We start from the raw sequence: 20024 nt of genomic DNA, 5'->3' as shown, positions 1-20024 counted from the left end.
CTTATTAGCTCTATATATGACTTACTTCCTCCATTTATCTGAATTGTTAGACTTTTTAGTTTGTTATTGTTAAACAATTTTATTGTATATTTATAAATTTTAAGTCATTTCAAATGAACATTTTATATAAAAAAATAACAGTTGACATCTGTATTTTGAAGACTTATAATGAAAAACAATTACCCACTAAACTGAAATTTCAGGTTTTAATAAATATTAATAAATATGAGGGGGAGTCTACTATGAAAACTGTTGAAATGAAATATGGTACTGGTTCCACAAATGTTTCTATACCCGCTGAGCATTTACTCAGCATTATCAAAAATAATCCTATGAACATAAATGGAACTGAAGAAGAAATTATCCTTAATTCCTTAGAAAAACCCGTTGGAACCCCCAAATTAAGAGAAATCGTTCATCCAGGTGAAAAAATATGTATCGTTTTTTCTGATATCACCAGGGCTTGGCAAAAAATGAGCACCTTTATTCCATATATTGTAGCGGAATTAAACCAGGCAGGAATTAAAGACGAGGACATTTTATTTATCTCCTCTACAGGTTCCCATAGGGGACATACAAAGGAAGAACATAGTTGGTTACTTGGTGCAGATATAACTTCTCGATGTGAGATAATCGATCATGATTGTTTGAATGAAGAAAACTTAGTTTACTTGGGAACAACAAGCTTTGGGACACCTGTTTCAGTTAATAAGCGAGCTATGGAATGTGATCATATTGTTTTAACAGGTGCCATTGTCTTCCATCTTTTGGCTGGCTGGGGAGGGGGTAAAAAATCTGTCCTTCCTGGAATCTGTAGCTACAATACAATCATGACTAACCATGCCCTATCCCTTAGCCCCAATGTTGGAGAAGGAAGCAATCCCCTTGTCAGGAGTGGAAACTGGGTAGATAATCCCCTCCATGAGGATATGCTAGAGGCTTCAAGCTTTGTCAATCCCTCCTTTATGCTAAATGTCATTGTGGGAGCTGATGGAAGCATCTGTCATGCTGTCTCTGGCCACTATGTGAAAGCCCATGAGGCAGGCTGTCAGGTTGTGCAAGAAATGGACGGTGTTGAAATTCAAGAAAAGGCGGATCTAGTTATTGCAAGCGCCGGTGGATATCCAAAGGACATCAACCTGTATCAAACCTCCAAAACACTGATTAATGCAAAGGAAGCTGTTAAGGATGGCGGTACGATCATCATTCTTAGTCAATGTATTGAAGGCTTTGGAAACGATCATGTGCAAGAGATTATTCAAAACTATGACACCGTTGTGGAAAGAGAGAATGCATTGAGGGAGGACTTTTCCATTGCAAAGTATATTGGATATTTTGTCAGTGAGGCTGCAGAGAGATTTAATCTAATTCTAGTGTCGGAAATGGAACAATCCTTGGTGGAAAGGGCAAACATAAGGGTGGTAAAAACCATAGAAGAAGCATTGACCCTCACCTATAAAGAGATGGGAAAAAACCTCAAGACACATTTAATGCCTCAGGGCGCCAACACCTTACCACAAGTGAAATAGTTTCAGTGAACTGAAACATCAAGAAATCAGATGGGGAGATGGTTGCTAGAATTTATCATATAAGTTTTAACTTAAATTATATCAAGGATCAGGATTTTGTCGAAAGAGTAGGTGCTGAATTCAAACAAGTTGAAGGACAGATCAAATGAGGATCAAATCACTTGCTATTTGATCTCTCTTCTACTTCTTAACTGTGCCATCAAAGCAGATTCTCCATGTCCTGGATAAACCCTTACATCATCATCCCATTTAGAGACCTTATTTCTGATGGTTTTCCTTAGCATTGCTTCACTTCCACCAGCTAAGTCCGTTCTACCTAAGGCATCACTAAAAACAGTATCCCCTGTGAAGATAACCTTTTCATCCTTGACGGCTAAACAAATACTTCCTGGAGTATGTCCTGGAGTATGAATAACTTCCAGTTGCAATGCTCCCACAGAAATGGTATCCCCATGGGATAACAGCACATCGGGAGTAATTGATACTTCTTTTGCATATTCCCGTTTAGAGTAGTTAATTTCAGGATCCTTCAATCCATCAATTTCTTTTTTGTGAGCATTGATAGGACATTGATATTTTTTCTTTAAGGCTTCCGCTGCTGCTATATGGTCATAATGATAATGGGTTAAGATAATTCCTATGGGTTTCAAATACCTTTTGTCAATATACTTCATAAATGTTTTTGCTTCGTCCCCGGGGTCAATGACAACTGCTTCCAATGAGTTTTCATCATAAAAAATGTACCCATTGGCTTCTTCTATACCAACAACAATTTTTTCAAATTTCATTCTATAATCCCTCCTGTATTTTAAATAATGCACTGATTTTTCAACATTTATTGCATAAATCCCATGTGTGATTTCATCTCATTCTATCATTTTTTTAGATTTAATTATATCCTTAAAATTCGTCTGATGCTACCGCATCGACTCATGGCGCACTTAAATTTAAAACGGGCTTTGTTTAAAATTTCAAGTGCTTAAATAAAATTCGTCTGATGCTACTGCATCGACTCATGGCGCACTTAAATAAAGCCTTTCAAGGGATCGTTTCCTTGAAAGGCTTTTTGTGCATTTTTGTATGATCTTAACGGATCACCAATGTTTAATCACAGCTATCTGGTATCTTTACCCTGTTTTTTATCTTTTCTTTTTCTTTTTCATTGTTTTTTTCTGTTTGATTTGACTTAAGCTTTCGATTATTCACCATATCTTCATTATCAATGGCACCAATGTCTCCGGCTAGCTCATAATTCATTTCTTTGAAAAAGTTTTCATCCATGGCTCTTTTAGGTTGATTTTTCTTCACTCTCATCACCTCGATTGTATTTTTTGCATAATGGCTCCTTATATACAAGGTAATTTGAGGGAGTGTTTTTTGCTATTTATTAAACTTCACTGAAATCTTCTCTCTCATTATATATTCGCCATCCTTAGCACTGTATTCTCCAATTTCTAAGCTTCCCCCTTGGGTTTCCGGTTCCGGATATTCTATTTCTTCATCAAAGCTTCCCCAATTAGGTCCTCCAGTATCTGCCTGTAGGTGTTCTTCATGAATAAGCTCCTCTTCATCATCTAAAATTCTCAAAACAAAGGCTCCTTCGAAGGCAATGATTTTTCCCTTCACTGGGACAGGATTATCGATCTCTTCATCGGCTTCAGGCATTTCAAACTTTGCAAAAACCAACTTATCCTCTAAGTCAAATACATTCCCGTCTACGGTTTGTACCTCGTACTGGCTAGCCATTTCCGACTCAATTCCTAGGATAATCGAGGGATAAGTAAGGGCCTGAGTCACCATTTCATCTTCTCCAGGTTCTCTTATTTCAATTGTGACCAGCCTTGGATACGCATCCTCATCATAGTCCTTCACATGAATGCCATATCCCCCTGTTCTTCGTTCTCCAGCGTTAATTTTAATGTAGGTCATGTCAGGATGCTGGTACACATAGGCGCCTTCTTCCGCTTCATCAAATTGTGCAAACCATTCTCCTGCTTCTTCCAGTACTTCTTCCTCTCCAAAAATTTCGATATCATCCTTTAAATTATCTTCAATGGTATGGGCTTCATCTGGTACCACTTCCTCAGATTCCCCATTGTCTATGACATCTTCTTCCTCTATGGGTTCTTCTGGGGGTGGCGGTTCGCTTTCTTGGGCACAGCCTAATAGGGCAAATATCAATAGTGCACTGATTATTAAGAACAAAATTTTCTTCAATAAAATCCCTCCTTTTTACCATTAGTATTTGATTGGATCCTATATTTTATTTACCCAATTTACCTACATTCTAATTTTTCCCAATAATAGGATTGTATTTATGTACTAAATTGATTACAATTTAAATAAGAATAGTTTGGAGGTGTATCAATGCCATATTTTGTAGCCATTTTAGAAATACTAGATCCTGAAAAGGATGCACAGATTTTAGATATCCATAAGGCTTACTTACAGAAATACATAGCCGAGGGAAAAATATTCGCTAAGGGTCCCTTTACAGATCATACAGGAGGCCTCATCATCTATCAAACCAACTCCTATGAAGAAGCTAAAACCCTGGCAGAAAATGATCCTGTGATTAAAGAAAACACCCGTAAAATGATTTTCAAGCAATGGAAAAGTACATTACCAGAGTAAAAAATGAGGAGAGATTTCATGAAATATATAGCTCCCATCCTGATTATTATCTTAATCGCTGGACTTATAGGACTCTATGGTTTTGGTGTCCTTTTTGTTCTAGACAGTATGAACGCACCACTTCTCATTACGATAATCATTAGCATCGTATTTGTTGGATTAATTGCTTCTTTAGGGTATACACTCATACAACGAATAAAAGAAATTCGAAAGGAAGATGACGATGATCTTAGTAAATACTGATTACATTTCAAAAAAAGAACTAGAAACCCTTACGATCGTAAAAGGCTCTACCATTCAATCAAAGCATTTAGGGAAGGATATTTTAAGTGGGTTCAAAACCTTGGTTGGAGGTGAGCTGACAGCTTATTCCGATATGATGAATGAAGCTCGGGCCATAGCCACTAAAAGAATGGTTGCGGAAGCCCAAGGAGTAGGTGCCGATGCCATAATTAATATCCGTTATGCCTCCAGTGCCGTTATGGGTGGTGCAGCTGAAATTATGGTCTATGGAACTGCAGTTAAATTCGTCTGATGCTACCCCCATCGACCCATCACTGAAGAGAAAAGTAGAGATCCTTCCAATTGATTTACTGGAGAATCTCTACTTTTTTTCATTGTTTTCTCTAATTAATTTAGAAATTCAATAAGTCTCATATGCCTCCTGAAGATGACTGGTATCTCCATAGAGTACGATGCTAGGCAGATTATTTTCTATCCGTATTAAACTGACACTAGTATTTTGAATAAATGGGGGTTCCCATAGCTTTTCTAAGGATTGTTTTTGAAAATGGCCCATAATGGTTTTTACCGTTACCGCATGGGTTACGATTAGTATATTACCTGCAGACTCCTCTTCTATCAATTTATTTATTGTTTTTAATGCTCTCTTTTGAACACATGTAAAAGTTTCTACACTTTCACGATTATATAAGTGAGGCGCTTTCCAAAAATGCTGGTACGCCTTTGGATCCATCTGCTCAATCTCCTCAGTGGTTTTTCCTTCCCAGTTTCCTAATCCAATTTCCCTTATATTATCATCTTTTATAATTTTTAGCTTTCGTTCTCCTTTAATCAACTCCGCAGTTTTGAAAGCGCGACTGCTGGGACTGGCATATATACTGTCAAACTCAACCTTTATGAGATGATCATGTAGCGCTCTTGCGTCTTCTATTCCTCTTTCTGTTAAATTAGAATCCTGCCATCCCTGCATTCTTCTTTGGGTGTTCCATTCTGTCTCTCCATGACGCACTATATATAGATTCAACAACCTAATTCCCCCTTATATCCATTAGTTGGCTCCATTATATCATAGGAGGATAATCACATAAACCTATCCCTTCCATCTGACTTTTTCACTTCGAACATCCACATGAATGAATGTCCTATAGATGCCAATCCCTCCAAATCCGATTCCCTCTGCCACCCTTGCAAGTGATTCTAATTCCATTCCAGGTACCATGATGTCTGCTGCCTTACCTAAAAGATGCTGACTTCTAGGACTGCCTCCCACCTGCTGGTTGTAGCTTGGGGTTCGATAGCCTGAATTGATGAGAACAGGCCTTCCCGTTTGTTCTCTCAGTTCCTGTAATTTTTTCAACACCTGGCTATCTAATCTGACTTGATAACCTCCATCTCCACATTGAAATTCCTTTAACTTAAAGTTTTTTGAAATTTGAATATTATTCATTTAACTCCCTCCTCTTAAAATTTAGCTTATAAATACATTTATTTAACCGCCCTTATATGATAGATGTTTTAAGAAAAAAAAAGTTAGTAGTTCAAAATGATATTGGTCAATACAAAAAAACTTGGTTTAGATGAGAGTCAATCGCCATCCAAACCAAGTTTTCTTTATTTCTCTCAAATAGCAATGTTCTTTTTGCTCTGTACAGAAATCCCACCCATAATAGCTCGGCTATATATTTTAATACACTTCTTACTTTCTCCATCACCGTTTTGACTGGCCTTAGTAGATGCAACGATTCCACCGGTGGCACGATCTAATAGCTCGATCCCTCCCAGTATACTTGTTCCCTCACAAATTACTTGGATATTATCTGGCACCCAAATGTCTATTCCACCCATGATGGCTGTTAAATCTAGTATCACCTCTTCATCAGGTATGTTAGCCAGGGTTAAATCTAGTTCCACGCCACCCATAAGGGCAAAATAAGAACTACTTTCCAAATCCCAGCGATCTCTTTTTCTTTCAATTCCACCCATAATGGCCATATTTGATTTTTTCACCTTGTTACTACCCTTTAGGAAACTCACTCCCACTAGGATAATGATCACAGGCCAAAATAGATTCCAGAATAAAGATAGATCTAAATAAAATAAATCTAGATTTCTTCCAATGAATGTCACCCCGAGAAAAACCAATATCAACCCTGATACGACTTCTCCCTTACTGCCACGGCTGATTAAAGCATCAATTCCCCATAAAACCAATAAAATAGGCCAGTAGGTAGAAATCATATCCGATAATCTCAGTTCAGTAAACCCAAAATTGTTTAACAAAGCGATAACCCCTAAAAATATAATCAATACCCCAACAATCCATCTACTTTTCAAAAAAGACATCTCCATCACATCCCTTCACATATTAATTTATCATTCTATTACAATATAATCATACCCTTTATATGACTTGTCTCGCAATCATATTCAGATATATTCAGTGAGAATCCAGTACATTCGGCTATAGAAGGCAAAATCCTCTGAAGAGATAGAACTCTTCAAAGGATTTCACTTCAATCCACCTTATGTTGGATCAATTAACCCACTCATTCTAATAACCTCAATGCCCTTTTCCTCTAAAGCCTTGGCAAATTCGTTAATCCCTACAGAATCACTGGCCATATGCCCTGCCACAACAACATTTCCTATGTTTTGTTCTCTAACGGACTTAATGACATCCTCTGGCATATGCATGGCGACCAATGTCCCCACACCTGCCTCAAAGTATGCCTTAATCACGTTCTTACCACCGCCTGTTCCTCCGGCCATGGTGACGAAGGTCTTTCCGGCATAATCATCCTTTGCCCCTACCCTTACTGCAGGCTTAGCCATTGTTCTTTGATATTCCGGGAGGGTTTCCAATGCCTTGATGATATCCTGTAAAGTTGCTTTGGGCTGCTCCTTCAACTTTTCATCTAGAAGTCCTTGCACCTTACGCTCTGCTAGAATATCTGTTGGTGTATGAATTCCCATAAAGGGCATCTTTAATAGCTTAGCCGCCGATACAGCCCTATCATAGTTAGAAACATGAAGTCCCCTTTCTATTTCATCTTTTTTTTCCTTCAACGCTTTTTGTGCTTTGTTAATTGGTACCCCTGCCCTGATCATACTGTCTATTTGATTATCCATCACCTTATGTAAGTTAATTCTCGGACTTCCCCCAGAGGGATGATGGGTAATGACTAAATCGACTCCTAAATCTCTTGCCAGCAGCATCTCTGCCAGTTCCATATCTACACCAATGGCCACCTTTTTGATATGTTCACCTTCAACAATAATACCAGAATCCGCTGGTATTTCATTTAATCCAGCTAGTTCTAATGCAATATCCATTATTTCTTTTGTATTCACTACACAGTCCTCCCATTAATAAATTTAATTTAAAAACTTTTCCTTACTCTATTATATGTTGAGTTCAAGAGATTAACAAAGAAACCCAGAAGATAATTTTTTAGACTTCCTGACAATTTTTTTATAATTTCGACAATTAGTTATGATAAACTGATTAATAATATTGGTTTCATGACTAAAGTCCTATTTACATATAGATGCACATCCTAAAATCAGAGGAGGAATTCACTTGCCTATTATCCCAACCACTCATTTAACCCCTGGAGCGAGAACTTCTAGAGACATCGTTGCTAAAAATGGTACCAAGCTTCTCTCTAGTGGCACGGTATTATCTCAATATATTATTCAATATCTCAATCGATGGCAGATAAAATCTGTTTATATCCAAGAAGAATCCATTGAGATTGTCTCCACACGGAAAAGAAATCAACAACAATCCACACAACTTTATGAAAGTACCATTGCTGCAACCGAGGGGATTATGGTGAGATTTAAAGGAATTAGCCGATTGAAACTAAAAGAGATCAGAAAAATCATTGATGACATCAGTAGTTTCTCCGACATTTCATTAACCCTTGACGCAATCACACAGATAAATAATCAGAGCAAGTATACATATCATCATAGCGTTAATGTGGCAATTTACTGTTCCTTTATTGGAAAATCGTTAAAGCTAGAGGATGCGTTACTAAAAAAACTCATCTATGCTGGTTTCCTCCACGATATTGGGAAAACACAAATTTCGCCAAGTATCCTCTCTAAACCTGGTAAGTTAAATGACCAGGAGTTTCAAGAGATTAAATCACATCCTATTTATGGATATCACTTGGTTAGAGAGAATACCCTCTTCAGCCACGATATCGCCCTAGGCGTTCTTCAGCATCACGAAAGAGAGGATGGAAAAGGATACCCACTTGGCATTAATGGAGAACAAATTCACTTGTTTGGCAAAATCATTGCCGTGGCAGATATATTTGATGCCATGACCTCCACTCGCCCTTATAAAGGAAAGCAGTCTGCTTTAAAAATTGCTGAAGAACTTATGAATGATTATTTTGGCGTACTTGATCAAAAGATTGTTAGAACCTTTGTCAGTAAATTATCCGATTTTTATATAGGCTCTAGGGTCATCTTGGAAAATGGAGATGTTGGTGAAATCATTGCCAAAAACCCAGATTCCCCTATGAAGCCATTGATTAAAATAGGTAATAGGTTTATTGACTTGAGTGTCACCCCATCAATGAAAATACTGGATATTCTTGTTTTTTAGAATCTGCCTTGGATTCATTTCCTTAGAAAATCTTGATTTAAATATCATATAAAAAAAGCGTCTTCGACGCTTTCGCTAGGAAACCCTAGGTTTCCTTCGACACCAGCGAAGCTGGCTGAGCACCTTCCTGAGAGCGGGCAGGGGATTCCATCCCCTACAACCCCTATTTTTTATATAATAGGAAAGAGAACTTTCCTATTATATAAAAAAAGCCACCCTCAGGTCCCATGCCTTTGAAGGTGGCTTTCATATTTAAGGATGACATCCATTTTAATAGATTGTTTGTAAATTCTACAGAATCACCACATAATTTTCAGTCTCTTGGAGTGCCTAACAACTCTTTCTCTTTTGCTTTTTTATTCCGTAGAAAGAAAACAGATCCGATGACCACGAATATAGCAACAACCAAGCTTATTTTCTTCCACTTGGAGCCATGATTACTATATACTGCTGGATCCCCTACCTGCCACTCTACACGGTGACCTAACCCATCATCGGCTACAATACGTGTGGCATCTAAATCAGTATCATAATAGAAGTAGCCATTTTCATCTAAGCTTCCTGTTAAAATTTCTGCTCCATTAGAATCATACACCACCACTTCTGTTCTACTAGAAACACTACCATCCTCGTAGTTTACTTTTATCACCCCATCCTCTATGGGCTCAATAAGCATTTTATGAGCATAAACCGGTGATACGGTAAAAGCAAATAATAATATAATCATACAAATAATACTGATACGCTTCATGATTAAACAACCCCCTTGAAATTATTATTTTAATCCATAGTTCAATATCCTATATTCACTTCTATCTACTCTGTTTTTCAAGTAACTTCCCTAATAACGCCCTTCCCTCTTCACTATTTTTAGGCCTTAAGGGAGTATCTTTAAAAATGGAATATAAATTAGGTACTTGTAGCTTGGCTTTTTCCATGAGACTTTTATCTTCAAGTAGCTGGGTAGAACCATGGGCCAATAATTTTCCGTCCCTCAATATAACACATTCATCAGCCCAGCTATAGGCTAAGTCCACATCATGTGTGCTAATGATCAATGTATTTCCCTCTTTATATAATCTTTCTAATATGCATAAAAGTTGTTCAAGGGAATAGGGATCTAATCCTGAAAAGGGTTCGTCCAACACCATGATTTCTGGATTCATAGCAAGAATACCAGCAATGGATACTTTTTTCTTCTGCCCTAAGCTTAAATTATAGGGGGGCCGTTGCTGTAGTTCTTTTGCCCCTACCAAGGATAGTGCTTTATTAACACAGTCATGTACCGCGTCTTCATCATAACCTAAATTTCTAGGACCAAAGGCAACATCATCATAGACCGTTGTGGAAAATAATTGATCTTCAGGATTATCAAAAACCATTCCCACTGCTTTTCTGATTTCTCTAATGTTTTTTTTGTTTATTACATTTCCCATAATTTTTATGGACCCTTCCTGGGGAATAATCAGTCCATTTAAATGATGTAGCAAAGTAGATTTCCCACTACCATTGGCACCCAAAAAAGCAATTTTTTTCTGTTTCTCTATGGTAAGAGATATATTATCTATGGCCAGGGTCCCATCAGGATAATTATAACGCAACCCCTCGATCATAATTGCCTTCATACGAACCACCACTTTTCAATGATATTAAGTGATATGATCACACCCACAAATAAAAATGACTTTATGATATCCCACCTTGTAATAGACTGGGGCTTTGAACTAGATATTCTACCTGAAAATCCCCGGGCAATCATTGCTCTATAAAGCTTTTCAGATCTATCAATTGATTTAATGAGTATCCCTCCCATAACCTCTCCATAGGTTTTAAACGTACGTTTCCTAAATGAAGTATTGAATAGCCTAGAAACCAATGCACTTTGGGTGTTTTTTAAGGTATCCCATAAAACAAAAGTATACCGCCATGACAAAAAAAGAATCGAAATAAAGAAGGGCGGCAGATGCATATGGGACAAAGCATTTAAAAATTGTTGTAGCGGTTGACTTAAAATCATAATAAACATAAGTAAAGAAACAGATAATGCTTTCAAAGTTAATATCAAAGGAAAAACAAACCGATCATTGGTGACTGGAAATCCAGGACCAATGATCAGGGGCACACTCATTAAAGCCAGAAAAGGCAGTAGTAACACCAGCTTAGAGAGTATATACTTGATTGAAAATCCCATGGAGATTACAATGAGCAACAGTAGAGAAAAGGAGAAAATCAGGAGTGATAACTTATCCAAACCAATTAAACCAAATGCTGTCATAAAGCAAGTCATTATTTTGGTCCTAGTCTCCCAGTTTCTCCCCCAAGATATTAATTTTTCGTGACCATTATGATAGTCTGTTCTCTTTGTCGGTTTAGTGGATACCATAAAAGACTCCTTTGTACATCTAATTTATTTAAGATGTTGTTTCTAAAATATGAGGACGAATCCGGTATATAAATGAAATAATAAATCCAGTAAGAATTGCCTCCATTGCAATTAATGGAAGATAGCCTACTGCCAAGACATTAACAACAGAAAAAAAACCTTCACTATACCGACTATCTGTCATAAAAAGAACCAATATCAGTAAGGAAACACAGGTGAAAACAGCAAATCCCCCTATAAAACCAGCCCATATGGCAGGTGATTTTTTGTTACATGTTAATTTCGAATATAGTTTGTAGGAAGCCAAAGCTGGTAAAGCAACAAGCAATGTATTGACTCCCAAAGTGGTAAGTCCTCCATGCTGAAAAATGATGGCCTGTAGCAGTAATCCAATAAAAATAGCAATAGGACTACGCCTACCCAGCATAATACCCAGCAACCCTGCTAATAAAGGATGTACACTACTTGGTCCTATAGGAATACTTATTAATGCAAAGGTAAAGAAAGCCGCCGTCATCAAACTGATTTTAGGTATTTCTTCTTCTTTTATCCCTTTAATCGCATAAATCATAACTCCCCCGGCTGCGATTGAAGTCGTTACAGCCATAGGAAGATTCAAAACACCATCTGACAAATGCACTTGAATCACCTCCAGTTCAAATATACCTTTTAAAATCACCTTGGATGCCCGGGCAAGCATCCAAAGTACAAAATAACATCCTTAATGCTGATGATCACCCTCATATTCAACCATATCTTTTGCCATAAGTTCATTTCCACTGGAATCTAGTACTTGTAAGTCAAATTCTTCTGGAAAATGTTCTACAAATAAAAAGTATTCTCCTGACTTCTCCATATCAATGGTAAAATTGCTTGTATCAGGATTTAAAATCAAGTTATAGCCATATTCATCTTTTGCAACAAAATGAGAATCCGCTGCAATGTCTTCCATGTCAGCCTCCATGATATGAATGGCATGGTGTTCTATGTCTGTTATACCACTCTCTTTTGAGATAAAGGCTATCATACAGCTCTCATCTCCTTCATTTTTGTTGAACTTCAAAGTATAAGTATCTTCTTCAAAGGTATAAACACCGCTCCATTCATAAGGAATTTCGTGTCCATCATCCTCAGCAGTATTCACCTCCTCCTCATTACTTCCACAAGCCACCAAAACTAACATTAATAACGCAACACCAAATAAAATACTTAGTTTTTTCTTCACAACACATCTACTCCTTTTGTGATAATATATTGTGAATATTGTGTAACTGGACATTTTTATAAATAAAAGCCCACACTTACTATGTATGTGCAGGCAATAAAAGGCTATATACTTTGTCTCTATACTGTACATTTAGGAAGAAGAATATAAATCATAGAGAGCAATTCCTAGATATAAAAGCATAAAATCAAAAGCCTCCAAACCCATGCACCGTGGGTTTGAAAAACGTCAAATTAAACAAGTAGGTATCCTGGCTTAGGTTCATCATCTTTTTACACCTTCCCAGATATTATCCAGTGGTATACTTAATAAAAAGACTCCCCATTACAGTGGCGGGACCGCGTTGGATTTTCACCAAACTTCCCATTTCATTTTTAAATGAAAGCTTGTCTAACACAATATTCAATTCGACTTAAGTATAACATTGGAAAAATAATAAATCAACTGTTTTAGCCATGGGACAGAAAATAACTGGTCAAAGATGATGAGGCTATTTTGTGTCAGACAAGGTGACAGCTTCCGCCCATAGCAAACCCTCTGAATACCAATCATTCTCCAGAGGGTTTCTACTCACTATTTACATGTCTTGTTCTTAGCTTAAGAAACTTTAACTATGACATTAACTTACATATATCGTTTGTAAATTCTACAGGATCGTTAATTGTCAGTCCTTCAATCAGCAATGCTTGATTGTATAGTACATTTGTATAGATCTTTAGCTTTTCCTGATCATTGTCAAAGGCTTCCTTTAGGGTTTTAAATACATCATGATTGATGTTAATCTCTAAAACTCTTTCGGCCTTTATTTCTTGATTATTTGGCATTGCACTTAATATTTTTTCCATCTCGATGGTCACATCCCCATCGGTTGCAAGACATACTGGATGGTTTTTTAATCTCTTAGAGGGTCTAACATCCTTGACTTTCTGAGATAATGCTTCTTTCATAAATGCGAACACTTCTTTACTACCTTGTGTTTGCTCTTCTTGCTCCTCTTTTTCATCCTTCTCTTCAATCCCTAAGTCTCCACTAGATACAGACTTAAATTCTTTCTCTTTATAATCTACCAGCACGCGAATAGCAAATTCATCTACGTCATCAGCAAAGTATAAAATTTCGTAGCCCTGCTCTGCCAAGAGCTCTGTTTGAGGCATTTTATCAATTTTTTCAATAGAATCTCCCGAAGCATAGTAAATGTACTTTTGGTCCTCCTTCATTCTACCTACATACTCATCTAAAGTGACCATTTTCTTTTCCTTGGAAGAGTAAAATAGTAACAAGTCCTTCAGTGTTTCTTTATTTTGTCCAAAATCACTGTAAACCCCATATTTGATCTGTCTACCAAAGCTATCGTAGAATTCTTCATAACGTTCTCTCTCATTTTTCAGCAGTAATTCTAATTCACTTTTAATTTTTTCTTTAATTTTTTTAGCAATGATTTTCAGCTGACGATCATGTTGAAGCATTTCCCTTGAAATGTTCAGTGATAGGTCCTCAGAGTCAACCATTCCCTTTACAAAGCTGAAATAATCAGGAAGCAAGTCTGAGCACTTGTTCATGATGAGTACCCCACTGGAATAGAGCTCTAATCCCTTTTCATATTCCTTTGTGTAGAAATCATAGGGTATTTTTTCAGGTATAAACAAAATTGCATTGTACCTGACTGCTCCGTCTGCACTAATATGGATATGCTTTAGTGGCTTATCAAAACCGTAGTGCTTTTCAGAATAAAAAAGATCATAATCTTCCTTTGTTAGCTCATTTTTATTTCTTCGCCACATTGGCACCATGCTGTTGACAACTTGCTCTTCTACTATTTCTTCATATTCACCTTCTGCCCCTTCTTTGGGCTTGCTTGTCTCAATATCCATCTTAATTGGGTATCTGATAAAGTCTGAATATTTCTTGATGATGGTTTTTAACCGATACGCCTCTAGGTAATCCTCATATTTTTCATCTTCTGTATTTTCTTTGAGTTTTAGGATGATTTCTGTTCCAACACTTTCTTTTTCATAGGGCTCAATTGTATATCCCTCTGCACCTATTGATTCCCATTTATACCCTTGGTCACTTCCTAATGCTTTACTAATCACCGTCACTGAATCCGCAACCATGAATGCAGAGTAAAAACCTACCCCAAACTGTCCAATGATATCAAAGCCATCCTTTATTTCATTCTCTTTTTTAAATGTAAAGGAACCACTCTGTGCAATAACACCTAGATTTTCCTCCAGCTCTTCCTTTGTCATTCCAATTCCCATGTCAGATATTATCAGCATCTTATTCTCTTTGTCCGTCGTGATTTTTATGTAGTAATCCTCTTTGTTGAAGATCATGCTTTCATCCGTCAATGCTTTATAATATATCTTATCAATTGCATCACTAGAGTTGGAAATCAGTTCTCTTAAAAATATTTCCTTATGGGTATAAATTGAATTGATCATTAAATCTAGTAATCGCTTCGATTCTGCTTTAAATTCTTTTTTTATCATTGTATTTTTCTCCTCCTATTAAAATTCGTCTGATACTACCATAATCAACTTAATTAGCACTCTATTGAATAGAGTGCTAATTATAATCTATCAAATATACTGGATTTGTCAAGGGCTTTTATCATTTTAGGCGCTGCCCCCTGCTATTTTTACATATTTCCATTTGCCCTGCTTAAATAGCAAATATGACAGTGCCCCAGAGATAAATCTAAGGGAATCATGAGATTGTTTAACATCATTTATATACTGTTGATAACTATTGATAACCATTTTTACTTATCAACAGTATTATGCCCTTATCCACATTATCCTGTGGTTAACTTTAGGTGCACCACAAAATATCGTATCTCTATAGGGCTAAATGAGAATGGTAGGGTAAAATAACACTTAATTCAATGGGTACTTTCCCCCTAAATTTTCATCCTAACAAAGACATCCAATATAAAAGTAGTCGTATATAAAATATTCTGGTAGAATTAGTTTATAATGGAAAAATCATAAGGATTTACTGATTTGGTTCAAGAGAGGGGTAATCTTCATGTTCAAAACAAAAAAGACAAGAGTAATCATGAGTTTTAGTTTTGCCATACTATTTACTTTGCTGTTTTTACCTTTAAGTATGGCCACAGAACAAGCGGACCCTTTTTCTGAAATCCAAGAAAATTTGACTGGCATTTCCCAAGAAGAAAGACAAATCATTGAAAACCTATTTATACTGGTACAGGAAATAGAAGAAATGGAAAATGAAGAAACGGAGCTCCTCCTAGATCTATCAGTCATTGAAGGGGAGTTAAAGGTTTTAGAGAACCTAACCCGTAATGAAGAGTTGGCCTATGAAGAAAGACGAGATGTCTTAAAGCATGTCCTAAAGAGCTATCAAAGAAGAGGTCCAGGCTCCTACCTGGAGATCGTTTTATCCTCAGATAGCCTTTCCGCTTTACTAAGAAGGCTCAACACACTGCGGGATTTGACCCGTAACACCGGAGCACTTTTAGACGAGTTAGCCGAAAGTAAGGAGAAGCTCTCCATTGAAAAATCTAAGTTAACTGAAAAAGCCATGCTAGTGGAAGCAAAACAACAAGAGCTTCAGCAATCCATAGCAAGAAACTTACAACTACAAGTAGAACAGGAGGCGTACTTAGCATCCTTAGAGGATCAAAGAGAATATTACCAAGAGCACTTATCTAACATCCAGAGTGTATGGGATGAGCTTAAGCTCATATTTTCAGCCTCCACCAAAGAATTCTCCCGTATTATTGGAGAAGGAAACCTCCCCACTGATGCCATGGAAATATCCTTTACCTCCTTAGGGATTAAAGGAACCATCGATGAGGATGTGATTAATGCCCTGATCTCGGAGTACTTAGATGTTGAGGAGCTGCGATTTAACTTTCATCCTGGAATGGTTCAGTTAAAAATGCCTAATCAGCATTTGGTACTCACAGGAACATTTGTGATTGAAAATGGACACACATTAAAATTCGTTGCAGAGGAAGGCAGCTTTTACGGGATTTTATTAACCTCCAGCGCCGTAAAGGAATTATTTAAGGAGGGTGCTCTGGTACTCAACCTCAAACCCTTGCTTTTCGGTAATACCCTACGTTCTGTAGAAGTCCAAGAAGGATCCTTAGAATTACTCAGTAGACTCAGATTATTCTAGTCTACCATCAGGAAGGTGGCTAAATCATGATTGAAGCAAAGGGAGTCTATTTAACATACCCCGACGGTACCATGGCTTTACATAACATTGATTTACAAGTTCAACCAGGAGAGATCCTTTATATCACTGGCCCCAGTGGCTCAGGTAAAACCAGTCTTTTGAAGCTTTTACTAGGAATTGAGTATCCCACAGGAGGCTCCCTAAGGGTGTTAGAGCAACCCATGTCTAAGGAGGAAGCTACCAACATCAGGCGTCTACGGATGGTACTGGGCCCAGTTTTCCAAGAATTCAGGCTGATAAAAGGAAGAACAGCCATGGAAAATGTCATGCTGGGCATGCGGTTCCTAGGTCTACCTCATCATCAGATAAAGAAAGATGCCCATGATGCCCTAGTCAAGGTAGGTCTAGAGCACAAAAAATTTGCACCGGTGGAAAACCTGTCCTGGGGCGAAGGGCAACGGGTGGCCATTGCCCGAGCCGTGGCCAGAAAGCCAGCATTAATTTTGGCAGATGAACCTACGGGCAATTTAGATAAGGATAATGCATTGAACATACTATCGCTTTTAAATTCCTTTAGAGATGAAAAAACGGCGGTGGTGATTACCACCCATGCAACCCATTTGATTGAGGAGATCGATGATGGGAAATTTATTCAGATGGAAGCCGGCGGTATTTGCGGTGAAAGAATGGGGGCAACGTAGCATGAAAAACATTCTATATAATACGGGTTATTTTTTTAAAGAAGCAAAAACCATCATCCGCTTAGATCTCCTATCCAATGTTTTTTCTCTTTTTAGTACAGGTCTTATTTTCTTTATCCTTTCCATGGTGATTTCTGGATGGTGGATCAGCACTGAAGTCATGGAAGTCATCCAAGGAGAATCAGAAATCAATATTTATTTTGATGAAAGTATGAATTCTGACAATAGCCTGCAGCTGGTTGAAATGATACAAGGTATTAATGGGGTCCGAGAGGCACGGATCGTTGATGCCTCGGAAGCCTATGACCGAATGGAGTCAATCCTTGGACAAGAGGCCGAGGTTCTATCATTCTTTGATGATAATCCCTTCAGTCCTTTCATCGAAGCAAAAATCTATCTTGAAGAAATTGATCCAGTTCTTGGAGAATTGAATCAGATCCCAGAGGTTTCCCATGTGAGGGATAACCGAGAAGTTTTAGATCGATTGAGCAGTCTTGCAAGCATATTAAGCATTTTAGGATATTTGGTGGTGGCTGCTGTGGGTATTTCCACCCTGGTCATTATCTCCCATATTATCCGACAGGGGATCTATAGTAACAGAGATCAAATTAATACCCTGAGACTATTAGGGGCCCCAGAGCTTTTTATTGCCCTACCCTTCTTACTGGGAGGACTGTTATTAACATTAGGAGGAGGCCTATTGGCAAGTATGATGTCAGCAGCCGCATTAAAGCAAGTGTATGCCCAGATGTCCGGTCCCCTTCCCTTTATCCCCCTCCCGCCACGGGACATACTGATGTCAAATCTAGTTATATTGATCATGAGCCTCAGCGCAAGCCTGGGACTTATGGGTAGTCTATTGGGGCTCTCTTCCTCAAAAAATCATTAGAAAAGTGAGGTTTTCAACAATAAGTCCAAGATAAAGCACTGTTCCTTTTTAGCTATTAATCAGACAAGCCTTTTTCTTAAATAATAACTTAGTACATCTATTGACATAATCATAATGGAAATACCTAAAATCAGGAGCCCCACCCGCTCCCAGTTTCTCCAAGTGATATTCATAGATAGAATCGTACCGATTCCCCCTGCTCCTATGATTCCCAGTATAGTTGAAGTTCTGATATTCGACTCTAATCTATATAAAACCAAACTTATAAAAGCAGGTAGGGTCTCAGGTAAAATCCCGTATCTAAAGGCATTTAAATTGGTAGATCCAGTAACCAATATACTATTTTTAATATTTTCATGGGAATTCTCAATGACTTCGCTATATAGCTTTGTCAGAACACCGGTTGTATAAATACTCAAAGCCATGGCACCTGCCAAGGGTCCAGGTCCCACCCCGCGAAAAAAGATAATTGCAGTTACGATTGGAGGAAAGGTCCTTAAAAGATTGACCATTCCTTTCGTCAAGAAGGATGTGACCTTCAAGGGTGCCGTGTTATATGCAGTAAAAAAGGATAAGAACAATGCACCTATGGCCCCTGTCATGGTGGCAAAAATAGCGATAAAGAAGCTTTCCCTAATTCCTTCAAGTAATCTTGGTACATAGGCCCATTCAAACCTGATCATTCTACTGATCATCAAATAGCCTTGTTCTAATCCCATGATTAGTCTTGCGTAGTTAATATCTATGGCGTTCATAATCCAAAATCCCAGTACTATGGATAGGAGGATTAATTGTAATATTCTTTTTTGTGGAGCCCTTTTATAGGATTCAATTGATTGATGAAGGATAAATGATCTTTTTATATAACGTCTTACAATGAAACTCAAAGCATCAATTGTACCAATTGTTAGCAGTAAAATTAAAACCAGTGTAGCTAGATTATCGTACCTCAAATGGTTCAAGTCCCGCCACATGATCTGCCCGATTCCACCTGCTCCCACTAGCCCAAGGACAGTGGCACTTCTTATGTTTATTTCAAGCACCATAAAGAAAACCGATGCTGCCAACTCCAAAATAGTCGGTAATACACAGTATCTAAGAACTTGAATTTGATTTGCACCTACAGATTTTGTTGAATTTAAGAGATTTTCATTAATGGTCTCTATATTTTCTCTAAAAAGCTTTAGGGCTATTAAAAAACCTGTGATTGTAAGGGCCACTATTCCTGAAAATTGACCGATACTGAAAACACTAACTAAAAGGGCTGCCCAAATGAGATTTGGAATGGTTCGTAAAAAAGCGAAAAAGCGATTTAAAATCATGGCTACATGCCTACTCGGGGTTATATTACCTGCTGTCAATAGTGCAAAGGGCATGGCTAATAAAACCCCTACAAAAGATGAAGTCACTGCAATTTCTATTGTTTCTAGAAGCTTGGAAAAAACCTCCTGTGTATAGGACAAATTAGGAGACAGCATTCTTTCTACTAGATTATACATGCTAGGGATCCCTTGATAGATTCTAAGGAAACTAAAATCTATCATCACGCAAAAAAAAGTAAGGGCGAATATTGCAAGTCCTAAAAAAATGTATATTTTTTTCCTTTTATGACTCATATATTCTTTGTACTTGTTGGTTTTACTGATA

22 protein-coding genes and 1 riboswitch are annotated in these 20024 nt (G+C 37.6%); of the genes, 8 read left to right on the top strand and 14 right to left on the bottom strand.

What is annotated here, in order from left to right; genetic code table 11:
- Positions 1 to 242: 242 nt before the first annotated feature.
- Positions 243 to 1529, top strand: coding sequence for a nickel-dependent lactate racemase family protein (locus tag AMET_RS02705; RefSeq protein ID WP_011971673.1), 1287 nt, complete (start codon positions 243 to 245; stop codon positions 1527 to 1529).
- Between the two features lie 164 nt (positions 1530 to 1693).
- Here the strand turns inward: AMET_RS02705 and AMET_RS02700 are convergent, their stop codons facing one another.
- The 3 genes from AMET_RS02700 to AMET_RS02690 form a co-directional block, all read right to left on the bottom strand.
- The gene (locus AMET_RS02700) at positions 1694 to 2317 is read right to left on the bottom strand and encodes an MBL fold metallo-hydrolase (protein WP_011971672.1); all 624 of its coding nucleotides are present in this window, start codon (positions 2315 to 2317) and stop codon (positions 1694 to 1696) included.
- 316 nt (positions 2318 to 2633) lie between these two features.
- On the bottom strand, positions 2634 to 2846 hold the full coding sequence (locus tag AMET_RS02695) for a hypothetical protein (protein WP_157047136.1): 213 nt from the start codon (positions 2844 to 2846) through the stop codon (positions 2634 to 2636).
- Between the two features lie 63 nt (positions 2847 to 2909).
- Positions 2910 to 3746 (bottom strand): Gmad2 immunoglobulin-like domain-containing protein, encoded by an 837-nt coding sequence (locus tag AMET_RS02690; RefSeq protein WP_011971670.1) that lies wholly within the window; start codon positions 3744 to 3746, stop codon positions 2910 to 2912.
- Positions 3747 to 3896: 150 nt separating this feature from the next.
- Between AMET_RS02690 and AMET_RS02685 the strand changes: the two genes are divergently transcribed.
- From AMET_RS02685 to AMET_RS02675, 3 genes are read left to right on the top strand one after another with little or no spacing between them, the layout of a single operon-like run.
- Positions 3897 to 4163 (top strand): YciI family protein, encoded by a 267-nt coding sequence (locus AMET_RS02685; RefSeq protein WP_011971669.1) that lies wholly within the window; start codon positions 3897 to 3899, stop codon positions 4161 to 4163.
- Positions 4164 to 4181: 18 nt separating this feature from the next.
- Complete coding sequence (locus tag AMET_RS02680) at positions 4182 to 4406, top strand: hypothetical protein (protein WP_041720270.1); 225 nt, start codon at positions 4182 to 4184, stop codon at positions 4404 to 4406.
- Positions 4387 to 4698: a YbjQ family protein gene (locus AMET_RS02675; RefSeq protein ID WP_011971667.1), complete on the top strand. Its 312-nt coding sequence runs from the start codon at positions 4387 to 4389 to the stop codon at positions 4696 to 4698. Before AMET_RS02680 ends, AMET_RS02675 begins: the two co-directional genes overlap by 20 nt.
- Positions 4699 to 4806: 108 nt before the next feature.
- Here the strand turns inward: AMET_RS02675 and AMET_RS02670 are convergent, their stop codons facing one another.
- The 4 genes from AMET_RS02670 to AMET_RS02655 all read right to left on the bottom strand — a co-directional run bounded on the left by AMET_RS02670 (position 4807) and on the right by AMET_RS02655 (position 7757).
- Positions 4807 to 5430 (bottom strand): histidine phosphatase family protein, encoded by a 624-nt coding sequence (locus AMET_RS02670; RefSeq protein ID WP_242661377.1) that lies wholly within the window; start codon positions 5428 to 5430, stop codon positions 4807 to 4809.
- A 66-nt stretch (positions 5431 to 5496) separates the two neighbouring features.
- Positions 5497 to 5853 carry a YcbK family protein gene (locus AMET_RS02665; RefSeq protein WP_011971665.1) on the bottom strand — a complete coding sequence of 119 codons (357 nt, stop codon included), beginning with the start codon at positions 5851 to 5853 and terminating at the stop codon, positions 5497 to 5499.
- Positions 5854 to 6026: 173 nt separating this feature from the next.
- Complete coding sequence (locus AMET_RS24085) at positions 6027 to 6749, bottom strand: LiaF domain-containing protein (RefSeq protein ID WP_198135382.1); 723 nt, start codon at positions 6747 to 6749, stop codon at positions 6027 to 6029.
- A 180-nt stretch (positions 6750 to 6929) separates the two neighbouring features.
- Positions 6930 to 7757 (bottom strand): Nif3-like dinuclear metal center hexameric protein, encoded by an 828-nt coding sequence (locus tag AMET_RS02655; protein ID WP_011971663.1) that lies wholly within the window; start codon positions 7755 to 7757, stop codon positions 6930 to 6932.
- Positions 7758 to 7986: 229 nt separating this feature from the next.
- Here AMET_RS02655 and AMET_RS02650 point away from each other — a divergent pair, with 229 nt between their 5' ends.
- Positions 7987 to 9027 (top strand): HD-GYP domain-containing protein, encoded by a 1041-nt coding sequence (locus tag AMET_RS02650; RefSeq protein ID WP_011971662.1) that lies wholly within the window; start codon positions 7987 to 7989, stop codon positions 9025 to 9027.
- A gap of 313 nt (positions 9028 to 9340) precedes the next feature.
- On the opposite strand, the gene AMET_RS02645 is transcribed toward AMET_RS02650, so the two are convergent.
- From AMET_RS02645 to htpG, 6 genes are all read right to left on the bottom strand, one after another.
- The gene (locus tag AMET_RS02645) at positions 9341 to 9778 is read right to left on the bottom strand and encodes a hypothetical protein (RefSeq protein WP_011971661.1); all 438 of its coding nucleotides are present in this window, start codon (positions 9776 to 9778) and stop codon (positions 9341 to 9343) included.
- A gap of 61 nt (positions 9779 to 9839) precedes the next feature.
- The gene (locus tag AMET_RS02640) at positions 9840 to 10652 is read right to left on the bottom strand and encodes an energy-coupling factor ABC transporter ATP-binding protein (RefSeq protein ID WP_011971660.1); all 813 of its coding nucleotides are present in this window, start codon (positions 10650 to 10652) and stop codon (positions 9840 to 9842) included.
- Positions 10649 to 11410: an energy-coupling factor transporter transmembrane component T family protein gene (locus tag AMET_RS02635; RefSeq protein WP_011971659.1), complete on the bottom strand. Its 762-nt coding sequence runs from the start codon at positions 11408 to 11410 to the stop codon at positions 10649 to 10651. Before AMET_RS02635 ends, AMET_RS02640 begins: the two co-directional genes overlap by 4 nt.
- A gap of 28 nt (positions 11411 to 11438) precedes the next feature.
- On the bottom strand, positions 11439 to 12110 hold the full coding sequence (locus AMET_RS02630) for a CbiM family transporter (protein WP_011971658.1): 672 nt from the start codon (positions 12108 to 12110) through the stop codon (positions 11439 to 11441).
- 21 nt (positions 12111 to 12131) lie between these two features.
- Complete coding sequence (locus AMET_RS02625) at positions 12132 to 12635, bottom strand: hypothetical protein (RefSeq protein ID WP_041720268.1); 504 nt, start codon at positions 12633 to 12635, stop codon at positions 12132 to 12134.
- 223 nt (positions 12636 to 12858) lie between these two features.
- A riboswitch (cobalamin riboswitch) is annotated at positions 12859 to 13040 on the bottom strand.
- Between the two features lie 206 nt (positions 13041 to 13246).
- Positions 13247 to 15127, bottom strand: a complete 1881-nt coding sequence (gene htpG / locus AMET_RS02620) for a molecular chaperone HtpG (RefSeq protein WP_011971656.1) — start codon at positions 15125 to 15127, stop codon at positions 13247 to 13249.
- Positions 15128 to 15665: 538 nt separating this feature from the next.
- Between htpG and AMET_RS02615 the strand changes: the two genes are divergently transcribed.
- From AMET_RS02615 to AMET_RS02605, 3 genes are read left to right on the top strand one after another with little or no spacing between them, the layout of a single operon-like run.
- Positions 15666 to 16787: a coiled-coil domain-containing protein gene (locus AMET_RS02615; RefSeq protein ID WP_011971655.1), complete on the top strand. Its 1122-nt coding sequence runs from the start codon at positions 15666 to 15668 to the stop codon at positions 16785 to 16787.
- Between the two features lie 26 nt (positions 16788 to 16813).
- Complete coding sequence (locus tag AMET_RS02610; protein ID WP_011971654.1) at positions 16814 to 17488, top strand: cell division ATP-binding protein FtsE; 675 nt, start codon at positions 16814 to 16816, stop codon at positions 17486 to 17488.
- A gap of 1 nt (position 17489) precedes the next feature.
- Positions 17490 to 18377 (top strand): cell division protein FtsX, encoded by an 888-nt coding sequence (locus tag AMET_RS02605; protein WP_011971653.1) that lies wholly within the window; start codon positions 17490 to 17492, stop codon positions 18375 to 18377.
- A 59-nt stretch (positions 18378 to 18436) separates the two neighbouring features.
- Here the strand turns inward: AMET_RS02605 and phnE are convergent, their stop codons facing one another.
- Positions 18437 to 19993, bottom strand: coding sequence for a phosphonate ABC transporter, permease protein PhnE (phnE, locus tag AMET_RS02600; RefSeq protein ID WP_242661451.1), 1557 nt, complete (start codon positions 19991 to 19993; stop codon positions 18437 to 18439).
- Between the last annotated feature and the right edge of the window lie 31 nt (positions 19994 to 20024).

It is taken from the genome of Alkaliphilus metalliredigens QYMF (assembly GCF_000016985.1).
Lineage (GTDB): Bacteria > Bacillota > Clostridia > Peptostreptococcales > Natronincolaceae > Alkaliphilus_A > Alkaliphilus_A metalliredigens.
Note: the sequence above shows the minus strand (reverse complement) of the source record. Positions and strands in the feature narration are given on the sequence as shown.

What these genes read in the sequence shown, in the direction of transcription:
- AMET_RS02635 (WP_011971659.1), bottom strand. Translation starts at nt 11,410, where the DNA reads ATGGTATCCACTAAACCGACAAAGAGAACAGACTATCATAATGGTCAC.
- AMET_RS02705 (WP_011971673.1), top strand. Translation starts at nt 243, where the DNA reads ATGAAAACTGTTGAAATGAAATATGGTACTGGTTCCACAAATGTTTCT.
- AMET_RS02605 (WP_011971653.1), top strand. Translation starts at nt 17,490, where the DNA reads ATGAAAAACATTCTATATAATACGGGTTATTTTTTTAAAGAAGCAAAA.
- AMET_RS02645 (WP_011971661.1), bottom strand. Translation starts at nt 9,778, where the DNA reads ATGAAGCGTATCAGTATTATTTGTATGATTATATTATTATTTGCTTTT.
- AMET_RS02675 (WP_011971667.1), top strand. Translation starts at nt 4,387, where the DNA reads ATGATCTTAGTAAATACTGATTACATTTCAAAAAAAGAACTAGAAACC.
- AMET_RS02610 (WP_011971654.1), top strand. Translation starts at nt 16,814, where the DNA reads ATGATTGAAGCAAAGGGAGTCTATTTAACATACCCCGACGGTACCATG.
- AMET_RS02615 (WP_011971655.1), top strand. Translation starts at nt 15,666, where the DNA reads ATGTTCAAAACAAAAAAGACAAGAGTAATCATGAGTTTTAGTTTTGCC.
- phnE (WP_242661451.1), bottom strand. Translation starts at nt 19,993, where the DNA reads ATGAGTCATAAAAGGAAAAAAATATACATTTTTTTAGGACTTGCAATA.
- htpG (WP_011971656.1), bottom strand. Translation starts at nt 15,127, where the DNA reads ATGATAAAAAAAGAATTTAAAGCAGAATCGAAGCGATTACTAGATTTA.
- AMET_RS24085 (WP_198135382.1), bottom strand. Translation starts at nt 6,749, where the DNA reads ATGTCTTTTTTGAAAAGTAGATGGATTGTTGGGGTATTGATTATATTT.
- AMET_RS02665 (WP_011971665.1), bottom strand. Translation starts at nt 5,853, where the DNA reads ATGAATAATATTCAAATTTCAAAAAACTTTAAGTTAAAGGAATTTCAA.
- AMET_RS02640 (WP_011971660.1), bottom strand. Translation starts at nt 10,652, where the DNA reads ATGAAGGCAATTATGATCGAGGGGTTGCGTTATAATTATCCTGATGGG.
- AMET_RS02680 (WP_041720270.1), top strand. Translation starts at nt 4,182, where the DNA reads ATGAAATATATAGCTCCCATCCTGATTATTATCTTAATCGCTGGACTT.
- AMET_RS02685 (WP_011971669.1), top strand. Translation starts at nt 3,897, where the DNA reads ATGCCATATTTTGTAGCCATTTTAGAAATACTAGATCCTGAAAAGGAT.
- AMET_RS02700 (WP_011971672.1), bottom strand. Translation starts at nt 2,317, where the DNA reads ATGAAATTTGAAAAAATTGTTGTTGGTATAGAAGAAGCCAATGGGTAC.
- AMET_RS02630 (WP_011971658.1), bottom strand. Translation starts at nt 12,110, where the DNA reads ATGCTTGCCCGGGCATCCAAGGTGATTTTAAAAGGTATATTTGAACTG.